A 22694-nucleotide genomic window follows, 5' to 3' on the forward strand; every position below is an offset into this window, starting at 1 on the left:
TAATGTTGTTACATGGCGGAAATCTCTTCAGCGATCGACGTGAAACCTCGCAGCCGAGTCGTCACCGACGGCATCGAAGCGACCACCAGCCGCGGCATGCTCCGTGCCGTCGGCATGGGTGACGCCGACTGGGACAAGCCCCAGATCGGCATTGCGAGCTCGTGGAACGAGATCACGCCGTGCAACCTCTCGCTCGACCGTCTCGCGCAGGCCGCCAAGGAAGGCGTGCATGCCGGCGGCGGCTACCCGCTGCAGTTCGGCACCGTCTCGGTCTCCGACGGCATCTCGATGGGCCACGAGGGCATGCACTTCTCGCTCGTCTCGCGCGAGGTCATCGCCGACAGCGTCGAGACCGTGATGATGGCCGAGCGCCTCGACGGCTCGGTGCTGCTCGCCGGCTGCGACAAGTCGATTCCGGGCATGCTCATGGCGGCCGCCCGCCTCGACCTGGCGTCCGTCTTCCTGTACGCCGGCTCGATCGCACCGGGCTGGGTGCGCCTCTCCGACGGCACCGAGAAGGACATCACGATCATCGACTCCTTCGAGGCGGTCGGCGGCGTCAAGGCCGGCACCATGAGCCTCGAGGACGCCGAGCGCATCGAGTGCGCGTTCGCCCCCGGTGAGGGCGCCTGCGGCGGCATGTACACCGCGAACACCATGGCCTCCGTCGCCGAGGCGCTGGGCCTGTCGGTGCCGGGCTCGGCCTCGCCGCCCTCGGCCGACCGCCGCCGCGACTACTACGCGCACCGCTCGGGCGAGGCCGTCGTCGGCCTGCTGCAGAAGGGCATCACGGCGCGCCAGATCCTGACCAGGGATGCCTTCGAGAACGCCATCACGGTCGCGATGGCGCTCGGCGGCTCGACCAACGTCGTGCTGCACCTGCTGGCGATCGCGAACGAGGCCGACGTGCCGCTCACGCTCGACGACTTCAACCGCATCGGCGACAGTGTGCCGCACCTCGGCGATCTCAAGCCCTTCGGCCGCTACGTGATGAACGACGTCGACCGCATGGGCGGCATCCCCGTGCTCATGAAGGCGCTGCTCGACGCGGGCCTGCTGCACGGTGACGCGCTCACCGTCACGGGCAAGACCGTCGCCGAGAACCTCGCAGACATCAACCCGCCCGCCCTCGACGGCGAGGTGCTGCGCACGCTCGACAACCCCATCCACCCGACGGGTGGCCTGACCATCCTCAAGGGGTCGTTCGCCCCCGAGGGCGCGGTCGTGAAGACCGCCGGCTTCGACCTCGAGGTCTTCGAGGGCCCCGCGCGCGTGTTCGAGCGCGAGCGCGCCGCCATGGACGCGCTGACCAACGGCGAGATCAAGCACGGCGACGTCGTCGTCATCCGCTACGAGGGCCCCAAGGGCGGCCCCGGCATGCGCGAGATGCTCGCGATCACCGCCGCCATCAAGGGCGCGGGCCTCGGAAAAGATGTACTACTCTTGACGGACGGGCGATTCTCAGGCGGCACAACCGGCCTGTGCATCGGCCACATAGCTCCCGAAGCGGTCGACGCAGGTCCGATCGCATTCGTGCGCGATGGTGATCTGATTCGGGTCGATATCGCTGCTCGCTCCCTCGACCTACTCGTCGACGAAGCTGAGCTGGAGGCCCGCCGCGACGGCTGGGCCCCGCTTCCTCCGCGCTATACCCGTGGCGTTCTCGCGAAGTACTCCAAGCTCGTGCGCTCCGCTGCGGAGGGCGCGGTCACGGGGTAGCCGCGACCTCACCAGATCACCGACCCAGCTAAGGGACTCTCTCCATGCCCACGGATTCACGACCCGTGCCGACGCCGCGACCCTCCGCGCCTGCGCCGGCAGGACCCGAGCGGATCACCGGCTCGGCGGCCATTCTGCGCACCCTCGAGAAGCTCGGCGTCACCGACGTCTTCGGGCTGCCAGGCGGCGCCGTCCTTCCGCTCTATGACGAGCTCATGGCGCAGAGCGCCGTGCGCCACATCCTGGTCCGCCACGAGCAGGGCGCCGGCCATGCCGCCGAGGGCTACGCCGCGGCGAGCGGAAAGGTCGGCGTCGCGATCGCGACCTCGGGGCCCGGCGCGACGAACCTCGTCACGGCGATCGCCGACGCCTACATGGACTCCGTCCCGCTGCTCGCGATCACCGGCCAGGTGTTCTCGACGCTGATGGGCACGGATGCCTTCCAAGAGGCCGACATCGTCGGCATCACCATGCCGATCACGAAGCACTCCTTCCTGGTCAAGACCGCCGACGAGATCCCCGGCGCGATCGCGGCGGCGTACCACATCGCCTCGACCGGCCGCCCGGGCCCGGTGCTCGTCGACATCACCAAGGACGCGCAGCAGGACCTCATGGAGTTCAGCTGGCCGCCCAAGGTCGAGCTACCGGGCTACCGCCCGGTGACGAAGGCGCACGGCAAGCAGATCCAGGCGGCGGCCCAGCTGCTCGCCGAGGCGAAGCGGCCCGTGCTGTACGTCGGCGGCGGGGTCGTGCGGGCGAAGGCATCCGCGCAGCTCCTCGAGTTCGCCGAGAGCTCGGGCGCGCCCGTCGTGACCACCCTGATGGCGCGCGGGGCGTTCCCCGACTCGCATCGACAGCACCTGGGGATGCCCGGAATGCACGGCACCGTGCCCGCGGTGCTCGCCCTGCAGGAATCCGATCTCATCGTCGCCCTCGGGGCGCGCTTCGACGACCGCGTCACGGGGAAGGTGAGCGACTTCGCCCCCGGAGCGAAGGTCGTGCATGTCGACGTCGACCCTGCCGAGATCTCGAAGATCCGCATCGCCGACGTGCCGATCGTCGGGGACCTCGCCGAAGTGCTGCCCGACTTGACCGCCGCCTACAAGACGGCCACGGTCGAGACGCGGCCAGAGCTCGGCGAGTGGTGGGGGCGCCTCGAGGGGCTGCAGAAGGAGTTCCCGCTCGGCTACACGCCGCCGAGCGATGGTCTGCTCGCGCCGCAGCACGTCATCCAGCGCATCGGCGAGCTCACCGGGCCCGAGGGCGTGTACGTCGCGGGGGTCGGCCAGCACCAGATGTGGTCGGCGCAGTTCATCTCGTACGAGCGCCCGAACGCGTGGCTGAACTCGGGCGGCGCTGGGACGATGGGCTATTCGGTGCCCGCGGCCATGGGCGCGAAGGTCGCCCAGCCCGACCGCGTGGTGTGGTCGATCGACGGCGACGGCTGCTTCCAGATGACCAACCAGGAGCTCGTCACCTGCGCGATCAACGACATCCCGATCAAGGTCGCGATCATCAACAACTCGTCGCTCGGCATGATCAAGCAGTGGCAGACCCTGTTCTACGACGGGCGCTACTCGCAGAGCGAGCTGCACACGGGCCACGGCTCGCGGCACATCCCCGACTTCGTGAAGCTCGCAGAGGCATACGGCGCCCTCGGCATCCGCGTCGAGAAGCCCGAAGAGGTCGACGCCGCGATCAAGCTGGCGCTCGAGACGAACGACCGCCCCGTGGTCATCGACTTCGTGGTCTCGGCCGACGCGATGGTGTGGCCCATGGTTCCCCAGGGGGTCAGCAACAGCTATGTGCAGTACGCCAGGGACCACAGCCCGAGCTGGGGGGAGGAGTAAGCCATGAGCACCCATGTCCTGTCCCTCCTCGTCGAAGACAAGCCCGGCCTGCTGACCAGGGTCGCCGGGCTCTTCGCCCGCCGCGGCTTCAACATCAACTCGCTCGCGGTCGGCACGACCGAGGTCGAGGGGCTCTCGCGCATCACCGTGGTGGTCGATGTCGAGGAGCTGCCGCTCGAGCAGGTCACGAAGCAGCTCAACAAGCTGATCAACGTGATCAAGATCGTCGAGCTCGACCCCGCGCAGTCCGTGCAGCGCGAGCACCTGCTCGTGAAGGTGCGCGTCGACGCCACGACCCGCTCGCAGGTGCTCGAGGCGGTGAACCTGTTCCGCGCCCGCGTCGTCGACGTGGCCACGGACGCGCTCGTCGTCGAGGCCACGGGGGATTCCGGCAAGATCCAGGCCCTGCTGCGCATCCTCGAGCCCTTCGGCATCAAGGAGCTCGCGCAGTCCGGCATGCTCGCGATCGGCCGGGGGTCCAAGTCCATCACCGACCGCGTCTTCAAGTCCTAACGATTCGAAAGAGAAAGAACATGGCAGAGATCTACTACGACAACGACGCCGACCTCAGCATCATCCAGGGCAAGAAGGTCGCGGTCATCGGCTACGGCTCGCAGGGGCACGCCCACGCCCAGAACCTGCGCGACTCGGGCGTCGAGGTCGTCATCGGGCTGCGCGAGGGGTCGAAGTCGATCCAGAAGGCGCAGGAGGCGGGCTTCGAGGTGAAGTCGAACGCCGAGGCCACGAAGTGGGCCGACGTGATCGTGATCCTCGCGCCCGACCAGCACCAGCGCCACCTGTTCGCCGAGGACGTCGAGCCGAACCTCGCCGACGGCAAGGCGCTGCTCTTCGGCCACGGCTTCAACATCCGCTTCGGCTACATCAAGGCGCCCGCGGGCATCGACGTGATCATGGTCGCGCCGAAGGCTCCCGGCCACACCGTGCGCCGCGAGTTCGTGGCCGGCCGCGGCATCCCCGACATCATCGCGGTCGAGCAGGATGCCTCCGGCCAGGCCTGGGAGATCGCGAAGTCGTACGCCAAGGCCATCGGCGGCACGCGCGCCGGCGTGATCAAGACCACGTTCACGGAAGAGACCGAGACCGACCTGTTCGGCGAGCAGTCGGTACTGTGCGGCGGCGTCTCGCACCTCGTGCAGTACGGCTTCGAGACGCTGACCGAGGCGGGCTACCAGCCCGAGATCGCCTACTTCGAGGTGCTGCACGAGCTGAAGCTCATCGTCGACCTCATGTGGGAGGGCGGCATCGCGAAGCAGCGCTGGTCGGTTTCCGACACGGCGGAGTACGGCGACTACGTCTCCGGTCCGCGCGTCATCGACCCCTCGGTCAAGGAGCACATGAAGGAGGTCCTCGCGGACATCCAGGACGGCACCTTCGCCACGCGCTTCATCGCCGACCAGGACGCGGGCGCCCCCGAGTTCCTGCGCCTGCGCGCCGAGGGCGAGCAGCACCCGATCGAGAAGACGGGCCGCGAGCTGCGCGCGCTGTTCGCGTGGAACACCAACAGCGACGACGACTACGTCGACGGCTCGGTCGCGCGCTAAGCACCACCAGCATCATCGAGAAGTACCGTAACGGGCGATTGCTTCGGCAGAGCCCCGTTACGGCACTTCTCGTTCATCGGGTACGCAGCACTCGTGGCGAGACGCCACGCGATCAGCTCACCGGCAGCACCAGCGTGAAGGTGGTCCCTTCACCCTCGGCGCTCTCGATGTCGAGGCGGCCGCCGTGGGCCGTCGCGATCGCCCGCACGACGGTGAGGCCGAGGCCGACGCCGGGGATCGCCTGCGCCGTCGAGGCTCGGAAGAACCGCTCGGAGAGGTGCGCGACCTCATCGGCCGGGATGCCCACCCCCGTGTCGCGCACCGACAGCAGGGCATCCGTTCGCCCCGCCTGCGAGCGCACCTGCGTCGACACCGTGACCCGCCCGCCCGCGGGCGTGAACTTGATCGCGTTCGAGATCAGATTGTCGCACGCCTGCCCGAGGCGATCGGGGTCGCCGTCGAGCAGCACGGATGCCGCGAGCGAGGCGACCAGTTCGACCTGCGCTTCCTCGGCCACCGGCTCCGCCGACTCGACCGCCTGCCGCACCACCTCGTTCAGGTCGACCTGGGTCGTCTGCAGCGTGAAGGCGCCCGCGCCCGCCTGCGCCGTCGTCAGCAGATCGCCCACCAGGTGCCGCAGTCGGCGCGCGTTGCGCTCGGCGACGTCGACGAAGCCGCGCTGCTCGTCGCTTAGGTTCGCCCCGGTCATGCGCAGCAGCTCGAGGTAGCCGAGCACGCTCGTGAGCGGGTTGCGCAGCTCGTGCGAGACGAGGCCGAGGAACTCGTCCTTGACGCGGTCGCGCTCCTCGCCGGCCTCGCGCAGGCGCCTCGCGATCTCGTTGATGATGATCGCCGCGACGATGTAGACGAACGGGGTCAGCAGGTCGCGCGCGACGTCGCCGAGTGAGACGGAGGACCCGTCGAGGTACTCCGGAAGTAACAGAGCGAAACATGTGCCGATGCCGGCGATGAGCGGATTCCACGCGCCTGGCTCGCTCGCCACCCAGATCGTCGGAATGATCAGCAGCACCCCGAACGGCGACTCCGCGCCGCCCGTCGCGAGCCGCAGCAGCGCGATCGCCACGAAGCCCGCGCAGGGGATGAGGACGCTCCAGAACGCGTCGATGCGCCGCCACGGCAGGGCGAACGACGCGATGGTCGCGACGACCTCGATGACGACGGAGGCCAGCAGCAGGCCGCCGGAGCTCACCGGCATCCGCGTCGCCAGCAGAACGACTAGGGCGACCGCAAAGGTGACGACCGTCGGGAACTGCTTGACCCACGGCGTCAGCCGCCCCGCGGTGAGTCGCAGGAACAGCGCGCGCAGCGGCCTCATGGCGTCACTCTGGCAGATTCAACGCCGGTAGGGTGGTCGCAACGCCCACTGAAGCCACCGTAGGAAAGATGCGCTCGTGACGAAACCGGTCGTGCTGATCGCCGAAGAACTGTCCCCAGCAACCGTCGAGGCGCTCGGCCCCGACTTCGAGATCCGCAAGGTGGACGGCACCGACCGACCCGCTCTGCTCGCGGCGCTCGCCGACGCGAACGCGGTGCTGATCCGCTCCGCCACGAAGATGGACGCAGAGGCGATCGCCGCCGCCCCGAAGCTGCAGGTCATCGCCCGTGCCGGCGTTGGCCTCGACAACGTCGAGATCCCCGCCGCGACCAAGGCCGGTGTCATGGTCGTCAACGCCCCGACCTCGAACATCATCTCTGCGGCCGAGCTCACCATCGGCCACATCCTGAGCCTCGCCCGCCACATCCCGGCGGCGCACGCCTCGCTCAACGCGGGGGAGTGGAAGCGCTCCAAGTACACCGGCACCGAGCTCTTCGAGAAGACCGTCGGCATCATCGGCCTCGGCCGCATCGGCACTCTGATCACCCAGCGCCTGCAGGCGTTCGGGGTCAAGGTCGTCGCCTACGACCCGTACGTCACGGCGGCGCGGGCGCAGCAGCTCGGGGTCGAGCTCCTCGACCTCGACGAGCTGCTGAAGGCATCCGACTTCATCACCATCCACATGCCGAAGACGCCCGAGACGACCGGCATGATCGCCGGCCCCCAGCTCGCGCTCATGAAGCCGACGGCCTACATCGTGAACGTCGCCCGCGGCGGCCTGATCGATGAGGCGGCCCTGGCCGAGGCGCTGCGCAACAACGTGATCGCGGGCGCGGGCCTCGACGTGTTCACGAGCGAGCCCCCGAAGGACGACGCGCTCACCTCGCTGCCGAACGTCGTCGTCACGCCGCACCTCGGCGCCTCGACCGACGAGGCGCAGGAGAAGGCGGGCGTCTCGGTCGCCCGCTCGGTGAAGCTCGCGCTCGAGGGCAACCTCGTTCCCGACGCGGTGAACGTCGCCGGCGGTGTCATCGACCCGTTCGTGCGCCCCGGCATCGCGCTCGTCGAGAAGCTCGGCCAGGTCTTCGCGGGCCTCGCGGGGAAGGAGGCGCTCACCCGCCTCGACGTCGATGTGCGCGGCGAGCTCGCGGCCTACGACGTGAGCGTCTACAAGCTCGCGGCGCTCAAGGGCTACTTCACCAACATCGTCAGCGAGAAGGTCTCGTATGTGAACGCTCCGCTGCTCGCCGAGCAGCGCGGCATCGAGGTCACCCTCACGACGGGGGACGAGTCGAAGGACTACCGCAACACGACCACCCTCAAGGGCATCCTGGCCGACGGCACCGTCGTCTCGGTCGCGGGCACCCTCTCGGGCACGAAGATGGTCGAGAAGATCATCGGGCTGAACGAGTACGAGATCGAGGTGCCGCTCGCGCACCACCACGTCGTCATGGTCTACGCCGACCGCCCCGGCATCGTTGCGGTCTACGGCAAGGCGTTCGGCGAGGCCGACATCAACATCGCGAACATGCAGATCGCGCGCGACGAGGCGGGCGGCAAGGCGCTCTCGGTGCTCACGGTCGACTCGCCGGTGCCCGCCGAGATCCTCTCGTCGGTCGCCGCGGCGATCAGCGCAGAAGAGCTGATCGAGATCGACATCACCGAGTAGGGGCCGAGCGGATGCCTGAGCAGCGGCGCTACGTCGAGGTCGACGTCTTCGGCCGCACTCCGCTGAGCGGCAACCCGGTCGCGGTCGTCGTCGACGCTGAGGGGCTCGACGACGTCGCGATGCAGCAGTTCGCGTCGTGGACGAATCTGTCCGAGACGACGTTCCTGCTGCCGCCGACGAGCGAGGGCGCGGACTACCGCGTGCGCATCTTCACCCCGGGCGGCGAGCTGCCGTTCGCGGGGCACCCGACCCTCGGCACGGCGCACGCCTGGCTCGAGGCGGGCGGCGTTCCCGCGCGCGAGGGCGTCGTCGTGCAGGAGTGCGGTATCGGCCTCGTGACGCTGCGGCGCGACGAGCACGGGCTGGCGTTCGCGGCGCCAGAGCTGCTGAGGTCTGGCCCCGTCGACGAGGCGACGCTGGTCGAGGCATCCGCCGCCCTCGGCATCGATCGCACCGCGATCGTGTCATCGCAGTGGGTCGACAACGGGCCGGGCTGGTTCGCGGTCGAGCTGCCGAGCGTCGACGAGCTGCTCGCCATCGAGCCGAATCTCGCCGGCTTCGGCGAGCACGGCATCGGGGCTTTCGCGCATTACCTCGACGACGACGAGCGCCTCATCGAGGTGCGCGCGTTCATTCCGCAGATCGGCGTCGTCGAGGACCCGGTGACCGGTTCGCTCAACGCGGGTCTTGCGCGCTGGCTCGTCGAGTCGGGGCGCGTCACAGGCTCGTACCTCGCCGGGCAGGGCCACGCGCTCGGCCGCGACGGCCTCGTGCGCGTGACGGTCGAGGGCTCGGGAGATGACCGCACGATCTGGGTCGGCGGCCAGACGCAGACCCTGGTGACCGGAGCGCTCGCGCTGTAGCGCTGCGCCCGACGGAAGTGCCTGGGCGACCAAATAGGCTGGGGGCATGCCCAACGCCGCGTCGCAGAACATCAAGCTCGCCGTCATTCCCGGGGACGGCATCGGCCCCGAGGTCGTCGCCGAAGCGCTGAAGGTTCTCGACGCGGTCACGGCAGACAGCGGCGTCACGTTCGACAAGACCGAGTACCGGCTGGGCGCCGGCCGCTTCCTCGAAGACGGCGAGGTTCTGCCCGCTGCCGAGTTCGACGAGATCAAGCAGGCGGATGCCATCCTGCTCGGCGCCGTCGGCGGCAAGCCCAACGACCCGCGGCTGGCCGCCGCCAACATCGAGCGGGGTCTGCTGCTGAAGCTGCGCTTCGAGCTCGACCACTACGTGAACCTGCGGCCGACGGTCGTCTACCCGACGGTCGAGAGCCCCCTGAAGAATCCCGGCGAGGTCGACTTCGTCGTGGTGCGCGAAGGCACCGAAGGTCCCTACGTGGGCAACGGCGGAAGCATCCGCATCGGCACGCCGCACGAGGTGGCGAACGAGGTGAGCGTGAACACCGCGTACGGGGTCGAACGGGTCGTCCGGTTCGCCTTCGCGCAGGCATCCGCTCGCCGTAAGAAGCTGACGCTGGTGCACAAGACCAACGTGCTCGTGTTCGCAGGCAAGCTGTGGCGCCGCATCGTCGACGAGGTGTCCGCGGAATTCCCCGACGTCGAGGTCGACTACCTGCACGTCGACGCGGCGACCATCTTCCTGGTCACCGACCCTGCTAGATTCGACGTCATCGTCACCGACAACCTCTTCGGCGACATCCTCACCGACCTGGCTGGCGCAATCAGCGGCGGCATCGGGCTGGCGGCCTCGGGCAACATCAACCCCGACGGCACGTTCCCCAGCATGTTCGAGCCCGTGCACGGCTCCGCTCCCGACATCGCGGGTCAGCAGCTCGCGGATCCGACGGCGGCCATCCTGTCCGTCGCGCTGCTGCTTTCCCACGTGGGGCTGGCGGATGCCTCGGCCAAGGTCACCGCGGCCGTGCAGCACGACCTCGCGAGCCGCTCAGGCGGTGGCACGCGCTCGACCGCTGAGATCGGTGACTCGATCGTCAGTCTGCTCAAGTAGTCGCTCATTTAAGGTTTAGTCATGTCCCTGTCGCTTCCCCTCACCGACATCTCGCCGCTGCAGTTCGCGTTCACGCCGAACCCGACGCCGAAGTCCGACGCCGAGCGCGCCGAGATCCTCGCCGCACCGGGCTTCGGCCAGTTCTTCACGGACCACATGGTCCAGATCCACTGGAGCGAGCGCGGCGGCTGGCATCGCGCCGCCGTCGAGCCGTACGCCAAGATCTCGCTCGACCCCGCCGCGGCGGTGCTGCACTACGCGCAGGAGATCTTCGAGGGTCTCAAGGCCTACCGCCACGCCGACGGGTCCGTCTGGAGCTTCCGGCCCGACCAGAACGGGCTGCGCCTGCAGCGCTCGGCGCGCCGCCTCGCGCTGCCCGAGCTGCCGCTTCCGGTCTTCCTCGACTCGCTGAAGAACCTCGTGCAGGCGGATGCCGCCTGGGTTCCAGAGGGCGGCGAGACGAGCCTCTACCTGCGCCCGTTCATGTTCGCGTCGGAGGCGTTCCTCGGGGTGCGTGCGGCGCGCAAGGTGTACTACTTCGTGATCGCCTCGCCCGCCGGCTCGTACTTCAAGGGCGGCGTGCAGCCGGTGTCGATCTGGCTGTCGACCGACTACGCGCGCGCGGGCCACGGCGGCACGGGCGCCGCGAAGACCGGCGGCAACTACGCGGCCTCGCTGCTTCCCCAGCAGGAGGCGTATGCGGAGGGCTGCGACCAGGTGCTCTTCCTGCAGGACGGGAATCTCGAAGAGCTCGGCGGCATGAACCTCGTGCTGGTCAAGAAGGACGGCACGCTCGTGACGCCGGCCTCCGACAGCATCCTCGAGGGCATCACGCGGGACTCGCTGCTGCAGCTCGCGGAAGAGCGCGGCCACGCCATCGAGCGCCGCCCCGTCTCGCTCGCCGAGTGGCGCGACGGCGTCGCGAGCGGCGACATCGTCGAGGCGTTCGCGTGCGGCACGGCCGCGGTCGTGAACCCGATCGCGCGCCTCAAGGCGAAGGACTTCACCATCGAGCTGCCCGAGCTCGCCGAGGCCGACTCGCTTGCGATGTCGCTGCGCAAGGAGCTCACCGACATCCAGTACGGGCGCATCGAAGACACGCACGGCTGGCTCTACCGCCTGGACGCGGAGGGCGCACGATGAAGGTCGGCCGCTTCCAGCACGAGGGCGTTCTCAGCTACGGCATCCTCGACTCAGAAGAGCAGGAGTGGGTTCTGCTCAAGGGCGACCCGATGTTCGCCGGCTATGAGCCGACGGGCGAGCGGGTCAAGATCACCGAGGTGACCCTCGTCGCCCCCGTGATCCCGCGTTCGAAGGTCGTGGGCGTCGGCAAGAACTACCGCGATCACGTCGAGGAGATGAAGAACGTCACGGGCGGCGACGCGCCGACGGAGCCGCTGCTGTTCCTCAAGCCGAACACGGCCGTGATCGGGCCGAACGAGCCCATCGTGCTGCCCGCTGCTTCGAGCCGGGTCGAGCACGAGGGCGAGCTCGTCGTCGTCATCGGCAAGGTCGCAAAGAACGTGCCGGCCGAGAAGGCGCTCGAGTACGTCTTCGGCTACACGATCGGCAACGACGTCTCGGCCCGCGACCTGCAGGTCGCCGACGGTCAGTGGGCGCGCGCCAAGGGGTTCGATACCTTCGCGCCGCTCGGCCCCGTCATCGAGACCGAGTTCGAGCTGGCGGATGCCGCGATCCAGACGCGCGTGAACGGCGAGATCCGCCAGGACGGCAACATCTCCGATCTGATCTTCGACGTGCCGACGATCATCGCGCACGCCTCCGCGGCGTTCACGCTGCTGCCGGGCGATGTCATCATGACCGGCACGCCCGCCGGGGTCGGGCCGATCGTCGCGGGCGACACGGTCGAGGTCGAGATCGAGGGGCTCGGGATTCTGCGGAACCCCGTCAAGGGCGCCGAGCGGGCCTAGGCGATCGCCCGCACCTTCACGGCGTCGACGATGCGGGCCACATCTCGCTCGTCGTTCCACACGTGGAAGGCCACGCGCGCGTTGCCGGCCCTGCCCGAGACCGTGAGCCCGGCATCCGTCATCGCCCGCACGTCGCGCCCGTCGGGGTCCGCCCAGGTCACGATCGCCGAGCCGGTCGCGGGCAGGCCGAGCGCCGCGCGCAGCTCGTCGGCGAGCGCGACGTCATGGCTGCGCACGGCGTCGAGGTCTGCCGCCGCGAACAGCTCGAGAGACTCTGCCGCCCCGACCCACGCCTGCCAGGCGGGTGAGACGTCGAAGCGACGCGCGTCCGTCGCGAGCGCGATGTCGGCGCCGTAGCACGAGTCGAACACGTCCTCACCGGCGTACCACCCCGCCTGCACGGGGCGCAGCTCGGCCGCGATGCGCGGCGAGAGGGTTATGAGACTCACGCCCCGGGGCGCGCACAGCCACTTGTAGGCGTGCGTCACCGTCGCGTCAGCGCGCGAGGCGTCGACGTCGAGCCAGCCCGCCGCCTGGGTGAGGTCGACGAGGGTGCGGGCGCCGTGGCGCCCGGCGGCATCCAGCACGGCGTCGACGTCGGCGATGCGGCCGGTGGCCGACTGCACGAGCGAGAACGCGACGAGCCAGGTGCCCTCGGTGACGGCGTCGGCGAGCGCCTCGAGCGGCACCTCGCGCACGCGCACGCCGCGGTGCGCGTGCTGGGCGAACGGCGCCACGACCGAGCTGAAGTCGCCGCGAACACAGAGCACCTCGGCTCCGTCGGGCGCGGCGGCCGCGATCACGGACGCCTGCACGGACACCTGCGAGCCGATCGCGACGCGCGACGGGTCGACGTGCACGAGCCGGGCGAAGGCCGCGCGCCCGCGGTTCACGATGGCGTCATAGCCGCCCATGCTCGTGAGCCCCGCGGCCCAGACCTCGAGGTCGGCGCTGATGGCGCGCCGGGTCGGCGCAGGCACCAGGCCCATGGTGCAGGCGGCGAGGTACCCGCTCGTGGCGGGGAACTCGGCGCGGAGGGTGTCGATCATGTCTCCAGGCTCGGTCGAGCGAACCCATCACACAAGAACATGAGATCGATGTATTCGATAACGGGCGGTTATGTAGCAGCTAGACTGGCCGCATGACACTCACGGCCGCCGCGGAACTGCCCGAGCTCGACGCGCAGACGCTGCGCATCGTCGGTGCGATCGCCGAGCACGGCTCGATCACGGCGGCGGCCGAGGCACTCGGCTACAGCCAGCCCGCGGTCAGCCAGCACCTGCGCCGCGCCGAGCAGAGGCTCGGCCTTCCGCTGGCCGAGCGCGTGGGCCGCTCGGTGCGCCTCACCGAGGCCGGCGAGGTGCTCGCCCGGCACGCGCGCACCATCACGAACGCGTTCGACGCGGCGGCGGGCGAGCTCGCCGAGCTGAGCGGGCTGCGCGCGGGCCGGGTGCGGCTCGCCGGCTTCCCGACGGCGTCGTCGACCGTCGTGCCGAAGCTCGTGAAGGAACTGGCGGCGACGCATCCCGGCCTCTCGGTCAGCTACCTCGAAGCCGAGCCGCCCGAGGCCGTCGAGGCCGTGCGCTCGGGAGTCGTCGATGTCGCGATCACGTTCAGCTACCCCGGCGACCGGGTCGACCCCCACCAGGAGAGCGCGCAGGGGCTGACGGTCGACTCGCTCTGGCAGGACGAGATGCTCGTCGCCCTGCCCGCGGCGCACCCCGCGGCGGTGCACGACCGGGTGCCGATGAGCGAGCTTGCGGGCGAGACATGGATCGCGGGCTGCCCCCGCTGCCGCGGCCACCTGCTGCAGGTCACCGAGTCGGCGGGCTTCGCCCCCACGATCGCGTACGAGACCGACAACTTCTCGGCCGTTCTCGGCATGGCGGATGCCGGCATCGGCATCGCCCTCGTCCCGACGCTGGCCCTCGCCTCCACGCGCGTGCCCGACGGCATCGTGCTGCGCTCGACCGCCAAGGGCGACTCGCGCACGATCCACGTCGTCACGACCGAGGGCGCAGGCCGGGTGCCGGCCGTCGCGGCCACGCTCGAGACCCTGCACGCCCTCGACCTCGCACGCCTCGATCTCGCGGAAGCCCCAGCCCCGGCTCGGTAAGCTTTCAGGCGTATGTCTGACTCACGCGCGTACCCGTTCTCCACCGCAACCGGCGCCGAAGTGCGGGTGCGGTTCTGCCCCTCGCCGACCGGAACCCCGCACGTGGGCCTCATCCGCACAGCCCTGTTCAACTGGGCGTATGCGCGGCACACCGGCGGCAAGCTGATCTTCCGCATCGAAGACACCGACGCGGCCCGCGACAGCGAAGAGAGCTTCGAGCAGATCCTCGACGGGCTCTCGTGGCTCGGCATCGACTGGGACGAGGGCGTCAATGTCGGCGGCCCCCACGCGCCGTACCGGCAGTCGCAGCGCTATGACATCTACCGCGACGTGGTCGCGAAGCTGCTGGCATCCGGCCATGCCTACGAGTCGTTCTCGACGGCCGAGGAGATCGACGCGCGCAACGCCGCGAACGGCCGGCCCAAAGAGCAGGGCTACGACAACTTCGACCGCGACCTCACCGATGAGCAGAAGGCGGCGTTCCGCGCCGAGGGCCGCGAGCCGGCCATCCGGCTGCGGGTGCCCGACGAGGACACCGCCTTCGACGACCTGATCCGCGGCGAGATCACGTTCCCGGCGGGCACGAACAGCGACTTCGTCATCGTGCGGCCCAACGGGCATCCGCTCTACACGCTCGTGAACCCCGTCGACGACGCGATCATGCAGATCACGCACGTGCTGCGCGGCGAGGATCTGCTGCCCTCCACCGGGCGCCAGATCGCGCTCTACCGCGCACTCATCGATCTCGGCATCACGACCTTCATCCCGCGCTTCGGTCACATGCCGAGCGTGCTCGGCGAGGGCAACAAGAAGCTCTCGAAGCGCGACCCGCAGTCGAACCTGTTCCACCACCGCGACCGGGGATTCATCCCAGAGGGGCTCGACAACTACCTGGCGCTGCTCGGCTGGGGCTACTCCGCCGATCGCGACGTGTTCTCGATGGCCGAGCTGGTCGAGAAGTTCGACATCGTCGACGTGAACCCCAACCCGGCGCGCTTCGACCAGAAGAAGGCCGAGTCGATCAACGGCGACCACATCCGCCTGCTCGACGTCGCCGACTTCGCCGAGCGCACGATCCCGTATCTGCAGGCGGCCGGCGTGTTCGGCGAGGTCGTGACGGATGCCGAGCGCGAGGTGCTGCTCAAGGCGGCGCCCCTCGTGCAGGAGCGCGTGCAGCTCCTCGGCGAGACGCCCGGCATGCTCGGCTTCCTCTTCACCGACGCCGCGTCCCTCGGCTATGACGACGACGCGCTGGCAACGCTCACGGATGTCGCACCGACGGTGCTGAAGGCCTCGATCGCCGTCCTCGAGCCGCTCGAGAGGTGGGAGACCGCGGCCATCGAGGACGCGCTTCGTGCCGAGCTGATCGAGAACCTCGGCCTCAAGCCGCGTGTCGCCTTCGGGCCGCTGCGGGTTGCGGCATCCGGTCGCCGCGTCTCGCCGCCGCTCTTCGAATCGTTCGAGATCCTCGGCAAGGGGGAGACGCTGGCCCGTCTCGCGAAGCTCGATGACCGACTCGCAGCCTGACGTCGTCATCATCGGGGCGGGGCCGGCGGGGCTCACCGCCGGTCTCAACCTCGTGCGGGCGCGGCGCAGCGTGCTCATGGTCGACACCAATCGACCCAGGCACGCGCCGACACTGCGCTCGCACGGCACGCTCGGCCTCGACGGGATTCCGCCGCTCGAGCTGCGGAAGATCGGGCGCGAGCAGTTCCTCGCCTACCCGGGCGCGGCGCACACGAACGGACGGGTCGAGGCGGTTGGCGCCGACCTGACCGTGACCGTCTCGGGGCTGCGCGGCGACCCCGACCTCGAGCTGCGACCGCGGGCGGTGCTCGTCGCCACGGGGCTGAGCGAGGTGCTGCCCGACGTCGAGAACCTGCGCGCCTACTACGGCACGGCATTGCACTCGTGCATCGAGTGCGACGCGTACGAGAAGAGCGGGCAGTCGCTCGCGCTGATCGGCAGCGGCCCCGACCTGGCCGCGCGTGCGCTCGAGATCGCGCACTGGGCGCCCGATCTGATCGTGTTCGCCCCGGCCCTCGGCGGCGACGACGAGGAGCGACTCATGGCGGCGGGCATCCGCGTCGAGCGCGAGCCCGTCGCGGCGATCGAGGGCGAGAAGGCGGTGATGACGGGCGTGCGGCTCGCGTCCGGCCGCGTCGTCGCGCGCGAGGCCGGCTTCGTGCGACCCGAGTGGATTCCGCAGGCCTCGTTCCTCGCCGAAGCGGATGCCGCACGCGACGAGCTCGGCCGCCTCGTGGTCGACGCGCGGTTCCGCACCACGGTGCCGGGGCTCTACGCAGCAGGCGATGTCACGGCCCGCGAGCCGATGCAGATCGCGGTCGCCGCGGGGGAGGGCGCCGTGGTCGCGCGTACCATCCATCTCGACCTGCTCGGGGGGCTCGCCGATAGCGCGCCCGATTTCAGAGACGGCGGCTCCATCGGGTAAAGTGTTCTCTTGTGCCCGAGCTTCGGTTCTGGCCATTGGGGTATGGTGTAATTGGCAACACGGCTGATTCTGGTTCAGTTGTTCTTGGTTCGAGTCCAGGTACCCCAGCAACGAATCGCTAGAGTTCTCTAGGAAGTCCGGCTCCCTCCTCACTCCGTTGATTGGCACGATCTGGCGTCGAGTGACCAGATTGGTGACCAGAAACCCCCACGGGGCGAGTTTCGCGGTCGTCTCTGCTGATGAGGTACGCACTCGTCCCCGATGGTTCGGGTGGGTACGTGCTCCGCACCTGTCTGGCATGGAAGCTCATGCACGCATCGAGGTCGAGCCCGCGTTCCTGACCCAGGCTGAGGTGGCCGTGCTGCTGGGCGTGCCCGAGCGCACGCTCGAAGGCTGGCGACTCACGAAGTCCGGGCCGCCGTGGCTGAAGCTCGGCCGACACATCAAGTACGACCGTGACGACGTGCTCGCCTGGGCGCGGGAGCAGCGTCATGGCTAGGCCGAAGATCGTCGCGGGCGAGGTCGGCCAGGTGCAGGTCACGCAGCTTGCGAACGGGAAGTGGCGGGCACGCGCCCGGATGCGCGACGACTCCGGCGAACTGGTGCAGCTCCGCGCCGAAGCCGCTACCGAGGATGCAGCCCGCGAGGAGCTGCTGTCGCGCGCGAAGACCCTGACGACGCACACGAAGGCCATCGTCACCGCCGCATCAACCATCCAGGAGGCGGCGGAGGCGTGGCTGCCGACGGTGAAGGTGCGCGCCGAGAACGGCACGCTGTCATGGTCGACGTATGAGAACTACGAGACCACCGTCCGTCTCACCCTCGTCCCTGTCTGCGGTGGCGTCGCCCTGGATGCGCTCACGGTCGGCCGCTGCGACCGGATCATCCAGAACCTCCTCGCTGACCGGGGCGTGTCCGCAGCGCGGAAGGCGCGTTCGGTGCTGTCGCTCATCTGCGGGTTCGCCGTGCGCGACGACGCGATCCCGACGAACCCGGTGCGCGACGTCACCCGATTGCCGACACCGGAGAAGAAGACCGCGATGCTCACCCCGCAGCAGATCGAGGCGATCCGCGACCTCATGACCCGGTGGCGGAAGACGAAGGGCATGGGACCGCGCCCGAACTGGCGGGCGCTCGTGGACGGCATGGACATCATGCTCGGCACCTCCGCCCGCGTGGGGGAGTGCATCGGTCTGCGCCGCTGTGACGTGGACATGACCACTGCCCCGCCGACGATCCTGATCGACGGCACCGTGATCCAGAACAAAGCGCAGGGCGTCCAGCGGAAGAACGCCCCGAAGCGTACCCGCCAACGTCGTCGCGTCGCCCTCCCTGCACTTGCGGCCGACGCGGTGCGACGCCGACTCGCGCTTGCCGATAAAGGACCGGAGGCGCTGCTGTTCCCGACGAAGACCGGCAAGCCGATGAGCGTCTCCAACTACGAACGGCTGCTGCGTTCGTTCATCGACGACAACCACGAAGAGCTCGTGCGCCTCGGCGTCGAGGTCGACGAGTACTCGACGCACATCTACCGCCGCACCACCGCGACGCTCGTGGAGCGCGCGGCGGGGCTCACGATCGCGTCACGACTGCTCGGGCACGCGAACGAGATGGTCACCCGCAACAGCTACGTCATCACGGCCGAGCAAGTCGACGTCGTCACCGCCGACATCCTCGACACGATCCTTGGGACGTGAGTCATGCGGCTCGCCGGTCGCGCGGGACGGGCCGCGTACCGTCTTAACAAAGCCTTGCGCGCTCGCGTGAGGAGAGGTACGGTGCCTGCACCACAAGTCCATGAGTGTGCGGCGGCGGTGCGGAATCCCATCCACCGCGGGCCTTCCCGGAACTACGGTTCCGCCGATTCGGCGGGACCGTCACAAGGACCCGCTACGGGGGTGCCGATTCGGCACCGCCGGTAGCAACGCTCCGGTCGTGCCTAACCGGCGTCATCACGGTGGTGCAGATTTTGCACCACCGTGAACTCGAAAGGCCCGGAGTTCGAGGTGGTGCCAACTTGCCACCACCGCGCACGCACCCCCACGGCGCCCGGACTGTCGGGGACCGCACGGTTCCGTCAATTTGACGGCACCGTGAACGACGCGGACGGACGATGCGCGACAGCTTCCTGGACGTCCTCAATGACGGTGCCGGAAAGTTTCCGGAACCGTCGTATCGGAGCAGGAAGCCGCCCCACCACCCTCATGGTGCTGTGAGCGACCGCTTCGCCGCCCGCCCACGCTGATGCTCGCTTCCACGAACGGATTCCGGCTGGAGCCACGTCGCCCGCCTGGACGCTCCTGATCGACTCGACAACACACGCATACCCGGCATGCGGCGATCACGCACGCCTTTTCCGAAGCGCCTGCCCTGCTGCCGCCTGCGTCGATCTCGCCGTCAGCTCGCACCGGCTTCCGCTCTGACACCTGATCGGTGCGCTCCTCTCAGATTCATTCATGGACGTATGCCACCGCGGGTGGGGCGTGCGCACCTCCCTCATGAGACGACTTGTGAGGAGGCCCGGGGTGAAGGGCGGTGTGATACTGTTCCGCGGTATCGGCGCGGCCGCGCGCCGATACCTGGAGTCGGACAGGTCGACCGCCGACGAGTACTACCTGGAGGGCGGCACCGCGCTCGCGGAGTTCACCGTCACCGACCCCGCGGGTGAGGTCATCGAGGCACGGACGCTCGACCCGGTGCAGTACGCCGAGTGGGTGGACTGGACGGACCCGGTCAGCGGCACATCGATGGGAACCCCGCGCGGCGCGGGCGAGGGCATGCGGGGTTCGCCCCGGTTCGCGGAGATGGTGATCAACGCCCCGAAGTCCCTCTCCATCGCCGCCGCCCTGCACCCGGAGGTCTCTGACGTGCTCGACGTCGCGCAGCAGGATGCGGCGGCGGAGATCCGACGCTGGCTCGCCCAGCACTCGGTTACCCGGATCGGGCCTCGGCAGGCGCGAGAGATTGTGCCGGTGCAGCAGTTGCAGACCGTCGCGGTCGCGCACAAGACCAGCCGTGCGGGTGATCCGCATCGGCACATCCACTTCCAGATCGGCACCCGCGTCTACGCCGCGGGGAAGTGGCGCGGTCTGGACACCGCGGCGCTGTTCAAGCAGCAGGGTGCGATTCGCGCTCTCGGCACCGCGATCATCGCCGCGCACCCGCAACTCGCCGCCGTACTCGACCAGCACGGTCTCACGCTCGACCCGGCGACCGGAGAGGTCGCGGAGCTGGAGCCGTTCAACGCGGCCCAGTCGAAGCGCGGTGCGCAGGTCGAACGCAATCTCGCCACCTTCGAGGCCGAGTGGGAAGCTGCGCATCCCGGCGAGGAACCGGGGCCGGTCGTGCGGGCGCGGCTGAAAGCGAAGGCGTGGGAGCACGAACGCCCGGGGAAGAAGTCCACGGTGCTCGGCAGCGAGGCCGGTTGGAGTTCGGAGCTCGAAGACGCGGGCTACAGCCCGGATGCACCACGGGCGCACAGGCCTGCACCGGTTGCGCTCGACGAGCTGCGGATCGAGGAAGTCGCCTCTCGTGCACTTGACCGTGCAGCGGCGGGTGCATCGGCGTGGACGGCGCACACGCTGCGCGAGCACGTCACCCGCGTCACCACCGAGCACGGCGTGCAAGCCACACCCGAGGAGCTGCGAGAGTTCGTCCAACTGGCGACGCAGCTCGCAGCATCGGATTGCCTCTCCGTCCTCCCACCCGGTGCGCCGAAGCCGGAGCACGTCGCGCATCTGACATCGCTGCGCGTCGTCGCTGTCGAGATGGAACTGCGCGACCTGCTCACCGCACGCGCGGAGAAGTCCAACCAGCGCATCCCGGACGTACACAAGCTCGCGGTGCAGGCGGGCCTGGACGATGAACAGGAGCGGGCGGCATCCGTCGTCGCATCCGCCAACCCGCTCGTCGTGGTCGAAGGCGCCGCGGGGTCGGGTAAGACGACGATGCTCAAGACGGCCATCGAAGCCGCAGCAGCCGAGGGCCGTGGGATGCGGGTCGTCACGCCGACGAAGAAGGCCGCCGACGTCGCTGCCCAGGACCTCGGCATCCCGACCGACTCCGTGGCCGCGCTCGTCTACGCACACGGATTCCGGTGGAACAGCGACGGCGTGTGGACACGCCTCAAGCTCGGTGACGCCGATCCCGAGACCGGGAGCATCTACCGTGGCCCGGCGCAGGAGGAGCGTCTCGCGCGAGGCGAGCGGATCGTTGTCGACGAGGCAGGGATGCTCGACCAGGACTCCGCCCTCGCCCTGTTGCAAGTCGCGGACGAGGCCGGGGCGACTGTCGCGCTCGTCGGAGACCGGGCGCAACTCCCCGCCGTCGGACGCGGAGGCGTGCTCGACATCGCCACCAAACTCACCCCAGCAGTCGTCGACATGACGAGCCTGCACCGCTTCACCGACCCCGCGTATGCGGCGCTCACGCTCGAGCTGCGGCATGCCCGGAACCCCACCACGATCTTCGAGCGGCTGAACGAGCGCGGACTGATCGTCCTGCACGAGACCGATGAGGACCTGCAGGCGGTCATCGCCACGACGACGAGTACAGCGGATGCGATCACCGCGGCGACGAACGACGAGGCCCGGGCATTGAACGAACGCATCCGCGCCGAGCGCGTCGACCGCGGCAAGGTTGACGACGCGCGGACGGTGTGCGGCAGCGATGGCCTGCCGATCGGTGCCGGGGACGTGATCCAGACCCGCCGCAACGAGCCCGCACTCGGCGTTGCCAACCGGCAGACCTGGACCGTGCAGCACGTCGGCGAAGACGGCTCGCTGAGCATCGTCGAGACCAGCAACGGCCGTAAGCAGCAGCGCACCATGACCTTGCCCGCGGAGTACGTGACCGAGGACGCGCACCTGGCCTACGCGGTCACCGCGTACGGCGTCCAGGGCGCGACCGTGACCGCTGCACACACGTTGCTCTCCGACGCTATCGATGCGGCAGGCGTCTACGTCGGCATGACCCGCGGACGCGAGACCAACAGACTGCATATCGTCGCCAGCGATCTCGCAGACGCGAAGCAGCAGTTCGTCGATGCGCTCTCCCGAGACCGCGCAGACCGAGGTCTGGAAGACGCCACCGAACGCGCCCGTGAGGCCGTCTCGGACCTCGTCGCGGACGGGCCCATGTCCATCGTTGGCGCGGAGCGCGACCGGGTTGTCGAGCGGATCTCGAAGGCTGACGCGGAGCGAGAGCGCTGGCTCTCGGCAGCCGCCAGATTGCACGACCAGTCCCAGCGACACAAAGCCGAATATGAGCCGCAGCGTGAGCTGGCGGAAGCCGCCGACGCGAAGGCTGCTGCCGTGATCGCGGACGTTGTGGAGTCGCTGACACAGGAGGCAGTCGCGGATGGCGCCAAGTTCCTGGCTGCGCAGCAGAACGCCATCGCGGCACGCCGGGCCAAGGAGAGCGCGTCTCGGTTCCGCAAGCGGTCTTCCACCCGCATCGCGAATAACGCAGACGCTCGCAGCGCGGAGACCGAGCAGGCCGTGCGTGACCGGTGGCAGAGCGTCCCCCGCAGCGAGAGCAATCTGCCCGCGTGGTCCGAGTCAGTCGCCCAGCACGAAGCCGGCCGCGTGCCCGCGGTCGTCGAAGCACGCGCGGAAGCGACGCAGGCGCGCCAGATCGTCAGGGAGATCATCGCGAGGCAGTCGCGGGAGCACACGGCGCTGTACGAGCGCGTCCTCGGGAACCGGCGTCCGAGCGCGGTTGCCGCGCGGGTGAAGGCCCTGCGCGAGCAGGCGGCGCAGGATCGCCGCTACCTCGCCCAACTTGATGTGCTTCCGCCAGATGAAGCGGTCAAGCTCGTCCACGAGCGTGCTGCCCAAGACGCGGCTCAGCGCCTCGTCGCCGAGGAAACCCACAGAGCGGCGGAAGCGCGCACGAAGCGGGTCGAAGCTCCCAGCCATGAGTGGAATCGAGATCGCTCGCCACGCCATGACGGGCCGTCATTATAGTCAGCGGCACCGGTGCCGGAACCGAGGCGAACGAGAGAAACCGGGAGAAACCGGCTAAAACAGCGGTTTCGTCGATAGGCTCTGGGCTATGCCCCCGATCGAACTTGTCAAGCCGGTGC

The 22694-nt window shown here is 69.2% G+C and carries 17 protein-coding genes and 1 tRNA gene; 16 read left to right on the forward strand and 2 right to left on the reverse strand.

The genetic code is table 11. From position 1 onward, the window contains the following. Positions 1 to 12 precede the first annotated feature (12 nt). From ilvD to ilvC, 4 genes are read left to right on the forward strand one after another with little or no spacing between them, the layout of a single operon-like run. A complete protein-coding gene (gene ilvD / locus ABD716_RS05670) occupies positions 13 to 1719 on the forward strand; it encodes a dihydroxy-acid dehydratase (RefSeq protein ID WP_344774707.1) in 1707 nt (568 codons plus the stop codon). Positions 1720 to 1763: 44 nt separating this feature from the next. Then, complete coding sequence (locus tag ABD716_RS05675; RefSeq protein WP_344774709.1) at positions 1764 to 3569, forward strand: acetolactate synthase large subunit; 1806 nt, start codon at positions 1764 to 1766, stop codon at positions 3567 to 3569. 3 nt (positions 3570 to 3572) lie between these two features. Further along, complete coding sequence (ilvN, locus tag ABD716_RS05680) at positions 3573 to 4082, forward strand: acetolactate synthase small subunit (protein ID WP_344774711.1); 510 nt, start codon at positions 3573 to 3575, stop codon at positions 4080 to 4082. 20 nt (positions 4083 to 4102) lie between these two features. After that, complete coding sequence (gene ilvC, locus ABD716_RS05685) at positions 4103 to 5131, forward strand: ketol-acid reductoisomerase (protein ID WP_344774713.1); 1029 nt, start codon at positions 4103 to 4105, stop codon at positions 5129 to 5131. Positions 5132 to 5243: 112 nt separating this feature from the next. Here ilvC and ABD716_RS05690 read toward each other — a convergent pair whose 3' ends face one another. After that, on the reverse strand, positions 5244 to 6467 hold the full coding sequence (locus ABD716_RS05690) for a sensor histidine kinase (RefSeq protein ID WP_344774715.1): 1224 nt from the start codon (positions 6465 to 6467) through the stop codon (positions 5244 to 5246). A 76-nt stretch (positions 6468 to 6543) separates the two neighbouring features. On the opposite strand from ABD716_RS05690, the gene serA reads away from it, so the two are divergent. Genes serA through ABD716_RS05715 form a run of 5 tightly spaced genes read left to right on the forward strand, consistent with a single transcriptional unit; the run spans position 6544 to position 12041 of the window. Beyond that, positions 6544 to 8136: a phosphoglycerate dehydrogenase gene (gene serA / locus ABD716_RS05695; RefSeq protein ID WP_344774717.1), complete on the forward strand. Its 1593-nt coding sequence runs from the start codon at positions 6544 to 6546 to the stop codon at positions 8134 to 8136. An 11-nt stretch (positions 8137 to 8147) separates the two neighbouring features. Then, complete coding sequence (locus ABD716_RS05700) at positions 8148 to 8999, forward strand: PhzF family phenazine biosynthesis protein (RefSeq protein ID WP_344774719.1); 852 nt, start codon at positions 8148 to 8150, stop codon at positions 8997 to 8999. A 46-nt stretch (positions 9000 to 9045) separates the two neighbouring features. Further along, positions 9046 to 10110, forward strand: a complete 1065-nt coding sequence (locus ABD716_RS05705; RefSeq protein ID WP_344774721.1) for a 3-isopropylmalate dehydrogenase — start codon at positions 9046 to 9048, stop codon at positions 10108 to 10110. 21 nt (positions 10111 to 10131) lie between these two features. Further along, complete coding sequence (locus tag ABD716_RS05710) at positions 10132 to 11253, forward strand: branched-chain amino acid aminotransferase (protein ID WP_344774723.1); 1122 nt, start codon at positions 10132 to 10134, stop codon at positions 11251 to 11253. Further along, positions 11250 to 12041 (forward strand): fumarylacetoacetate hydrolase family protein, encoded by a 792-nt coding sequence (locus ABD716_RS05715; RefSeq protein ID WP_344774725.1) that lies wholly within the window; start codon positions 11250 to 11252, stop codon positions 12039 to 12041. The genes ABD716_RS05710 and ABD716_RS05715 overlap by 4 nt, the downstream gene beginning before the upstream one ends. Here ABD716_RS05715 and ABD716_RS05720 read toward each other — a convergent pair. Next, entirely contained in the window at positions 12038 to 13090 is a 1053-nt protein-coding gene (locus ABD716_RS05720; protein ID WP_344774727.1) for an aminotransferase class V-fold PLP-dependent enzyme, read from the reverse strand. The genes ABD716_RS05715 and ABD716_RS05720 overlap by 4 nt on opposite strands. 92 nt (positions 13091 to 13182) lie before the next feature. Here ABD716_RS05720 and ABD716_RS05725 point away from each other — a divergent pair, with 92 nt between their 5' ends. The 7 genes from ABD716_RS05725 to mobF all read left to right on the forward strand — a co-directional run bounded on the left by ABD716_RS05725 (position 13183) and on the right by mobF (position 22575). Further along, positions 13183 to 14157: a LysR family transcriptional regulator gene (locus tag ABD716_RS05725; RefSeq protein ID WP_344774729.1), complete on the forward strand. Its 975-nt coding sequence runs from the start codon at positions 13183 to 13185 to the stop codon at positions 14155 to 14157. Between the two features lie 12 nt (positions 14158 to 14169). Beyond that, positions 14170 to 15684 (forward strand): glutamate--tRNA ligase, encoded by a 1515-nt coding sequence (gltX, locus tag ABD716_RS05730; RefSeq protein WP_344774731.1) that lies wholly within the window; start codon positions 14170 to 14172, stop codon positions 15682 to 15684. Then, positions 15665 to 16609, forward strand: coding sequence for an NAD(P)/FAD-dependent oxidoreductase (locus ABD716_RS05735; RefSeq protein WP_344774733.1), 945 nt, complete (start codon positions 15665 to 15667; stop codon positions 16607 to 16609). The genes gltX and ABD716_RS05735 overlap by 20 nt, the downstream gene beginning before the upstream one ends. Positions 16610 to 16645: 36 nt before the next feature. Further along, positions 16646 to 16717, forward strand: a tRNA-Gln gene (locus ABD716_RS05740). Positions 16718 to 16907: 190 nt separating this feature from the next. Continuing rightward, a complete protein-coding gene (locus tag ABD716_RS05745; RefSeq protein ID WP_344774735.1) occupies positions 16908 to 17108 on the forward strand; it encodes a helix-turn-helix domain-containing protein in 201 nt (66 codons plus the stop codon). Further along, positions 17101 to 18306, forward strand: coding sequence for a tyrosine-type recombinase/integrase (locus ABD716_RS05750; RefSeq protein ID WP_344774737.1), 1206 nt, complete (start codon positions 17101 to 17103; stop codon positions 18304 to 18306). The genes ABD716_RS05745 and ABD716_RS05750 overlap by 8 nt, the downstream gene beginning before the upstream one ends. Before the next feature lie 828 nt (positions 18307 to 19134). Beyond that, on the forward strand, positions 19135 to 22575 hold the full coding sequence (gene mobF / locus ABD716_RS05755) for a MobF family relaxase (protein ID WP_344774739.1): 3441 nt from the start codon (positions 19135 to 19137) through the stop codon (positions 22573 to 22575). Positions 22576 to 22694 lie beyond the last annotated feature (119 nt).

The organism is Gryllotalpicola kribbensis, from assembly GCF_039538245.1.
Lineage (GTDB): Bacteria > Actinomycetota > Actinomycetes > Actinomycetales > Microbacteriaceae > Gryllotalpicola > Gryllotalpicola kribbensis.

Excerpts from the sequence above, each read along its gene's own strand:
- ABD716_RS05700 (WP_344774719.1), top strand. The coding sequence starts at position 8,148 with ATGCCTGAGCAGCGGCGCTACGTCGAGGTCGACGTCTTCGGCCGCACT.
- gltX (WP_344774731.1), top strand. The coding sequence starts at position 14,170 with ATGTCTGACTCACGCGCGTACCCGTTCTCCACCGCAACCGGCGCCGAA.
- ABD716_RS05690 (WP_344774715.1), bottom strand. The coding sequence starts at position 6,467 with ATGAGGCCGCTGCGCGCGCTGTTCCTGCGACTCACCGCGGGGCGGCTG.
- ABD716_RS05710 (WP_344774723.1), top strand. The coding sequence starts at position 10,132 with ATGTCCCTGTCGCTTCCCCTCACCGACATCTCGCCGCTGCAGTTCGCG.
- ilvD (WP_344774707.1), top strand. The coding sequence starts at position 13 with ATGGCGGAAATCTCTTCAGCGATCGACGTGAAACCTCGCAGCCGAGTC.
- ABD716_RS05735 (WP_344774733.1), top strand. The coding sequence starts at position 15,665 with ATGACCGACTCGCAGCCTGACGTCGTCATCATCGGGGCGGGGCCGGCG.
- ABD716_RS05720 (WP_344774727.1), bottom strand. The coding sequence starts at position 13,090 with ATGATCGACACCCTCCGCGCCGAGTTCCCCGCCACGAGCGGGTACCTC.
- ABD716_RS05745 (WP_344774735.1), top strand. The coding sequence starts at position 16,908 with ATGGAAGCTCATGCACGCATCGAGGTCGAGCCCGCGTTCCTGACCCAG.
- ilvC (WP_344774713.1), top strand. The coding sequence starts at position 4,103 with ATGGCAGAGATCTACTACGACAACGACGCCGACCTCAGCATCATCCAG.
- ABD716_RS05675 (WP_344774709.1), top strand. The coding sequence starts at position 1,764 with ATGCCCACGGATTCACGACCCGTGCCGACGCCGCGACCCTCCGCGCCT.
- ilvN (WP_344774711.1), top strand. The coding sequence starts at position 3,573 with ATGAGCACCCATGTCCTGTCCCTCCTCGTCGAAGACAAGCCCGGCCTG.
- ABD716_RS05705 (WP_344774721.1), top strand. The coding sequence starts at position 9,046 with ATGCCCAACGCCGCGTCGCAGAACATCAAGCTCGCCGTCATTCCCGGG.
- ABD716_RS05715 (WP_344774725.1), top strand. The coding sequence starts at position 11,250 with ATGAAGGTCGGCCGCTTCCAGCACGAGGGCGTTCTCAGCTACGGCATC.
- ABD716_RS05725 (WP_344774729.1), top strand. The coding sequence starts at position 13,183 with ATGACACTCACGGCCGCCGCGGAACTGCCCGAGCTCGACGCGCAGACG.
- ABD716_RS05750 (WP_344774737.1), top strand. The coding sequence starts at position 17,101 with ATGGCTAGGCCGAAGATCGTCGCGGGCGAGGTCGGCCAGGTGCAGGTC.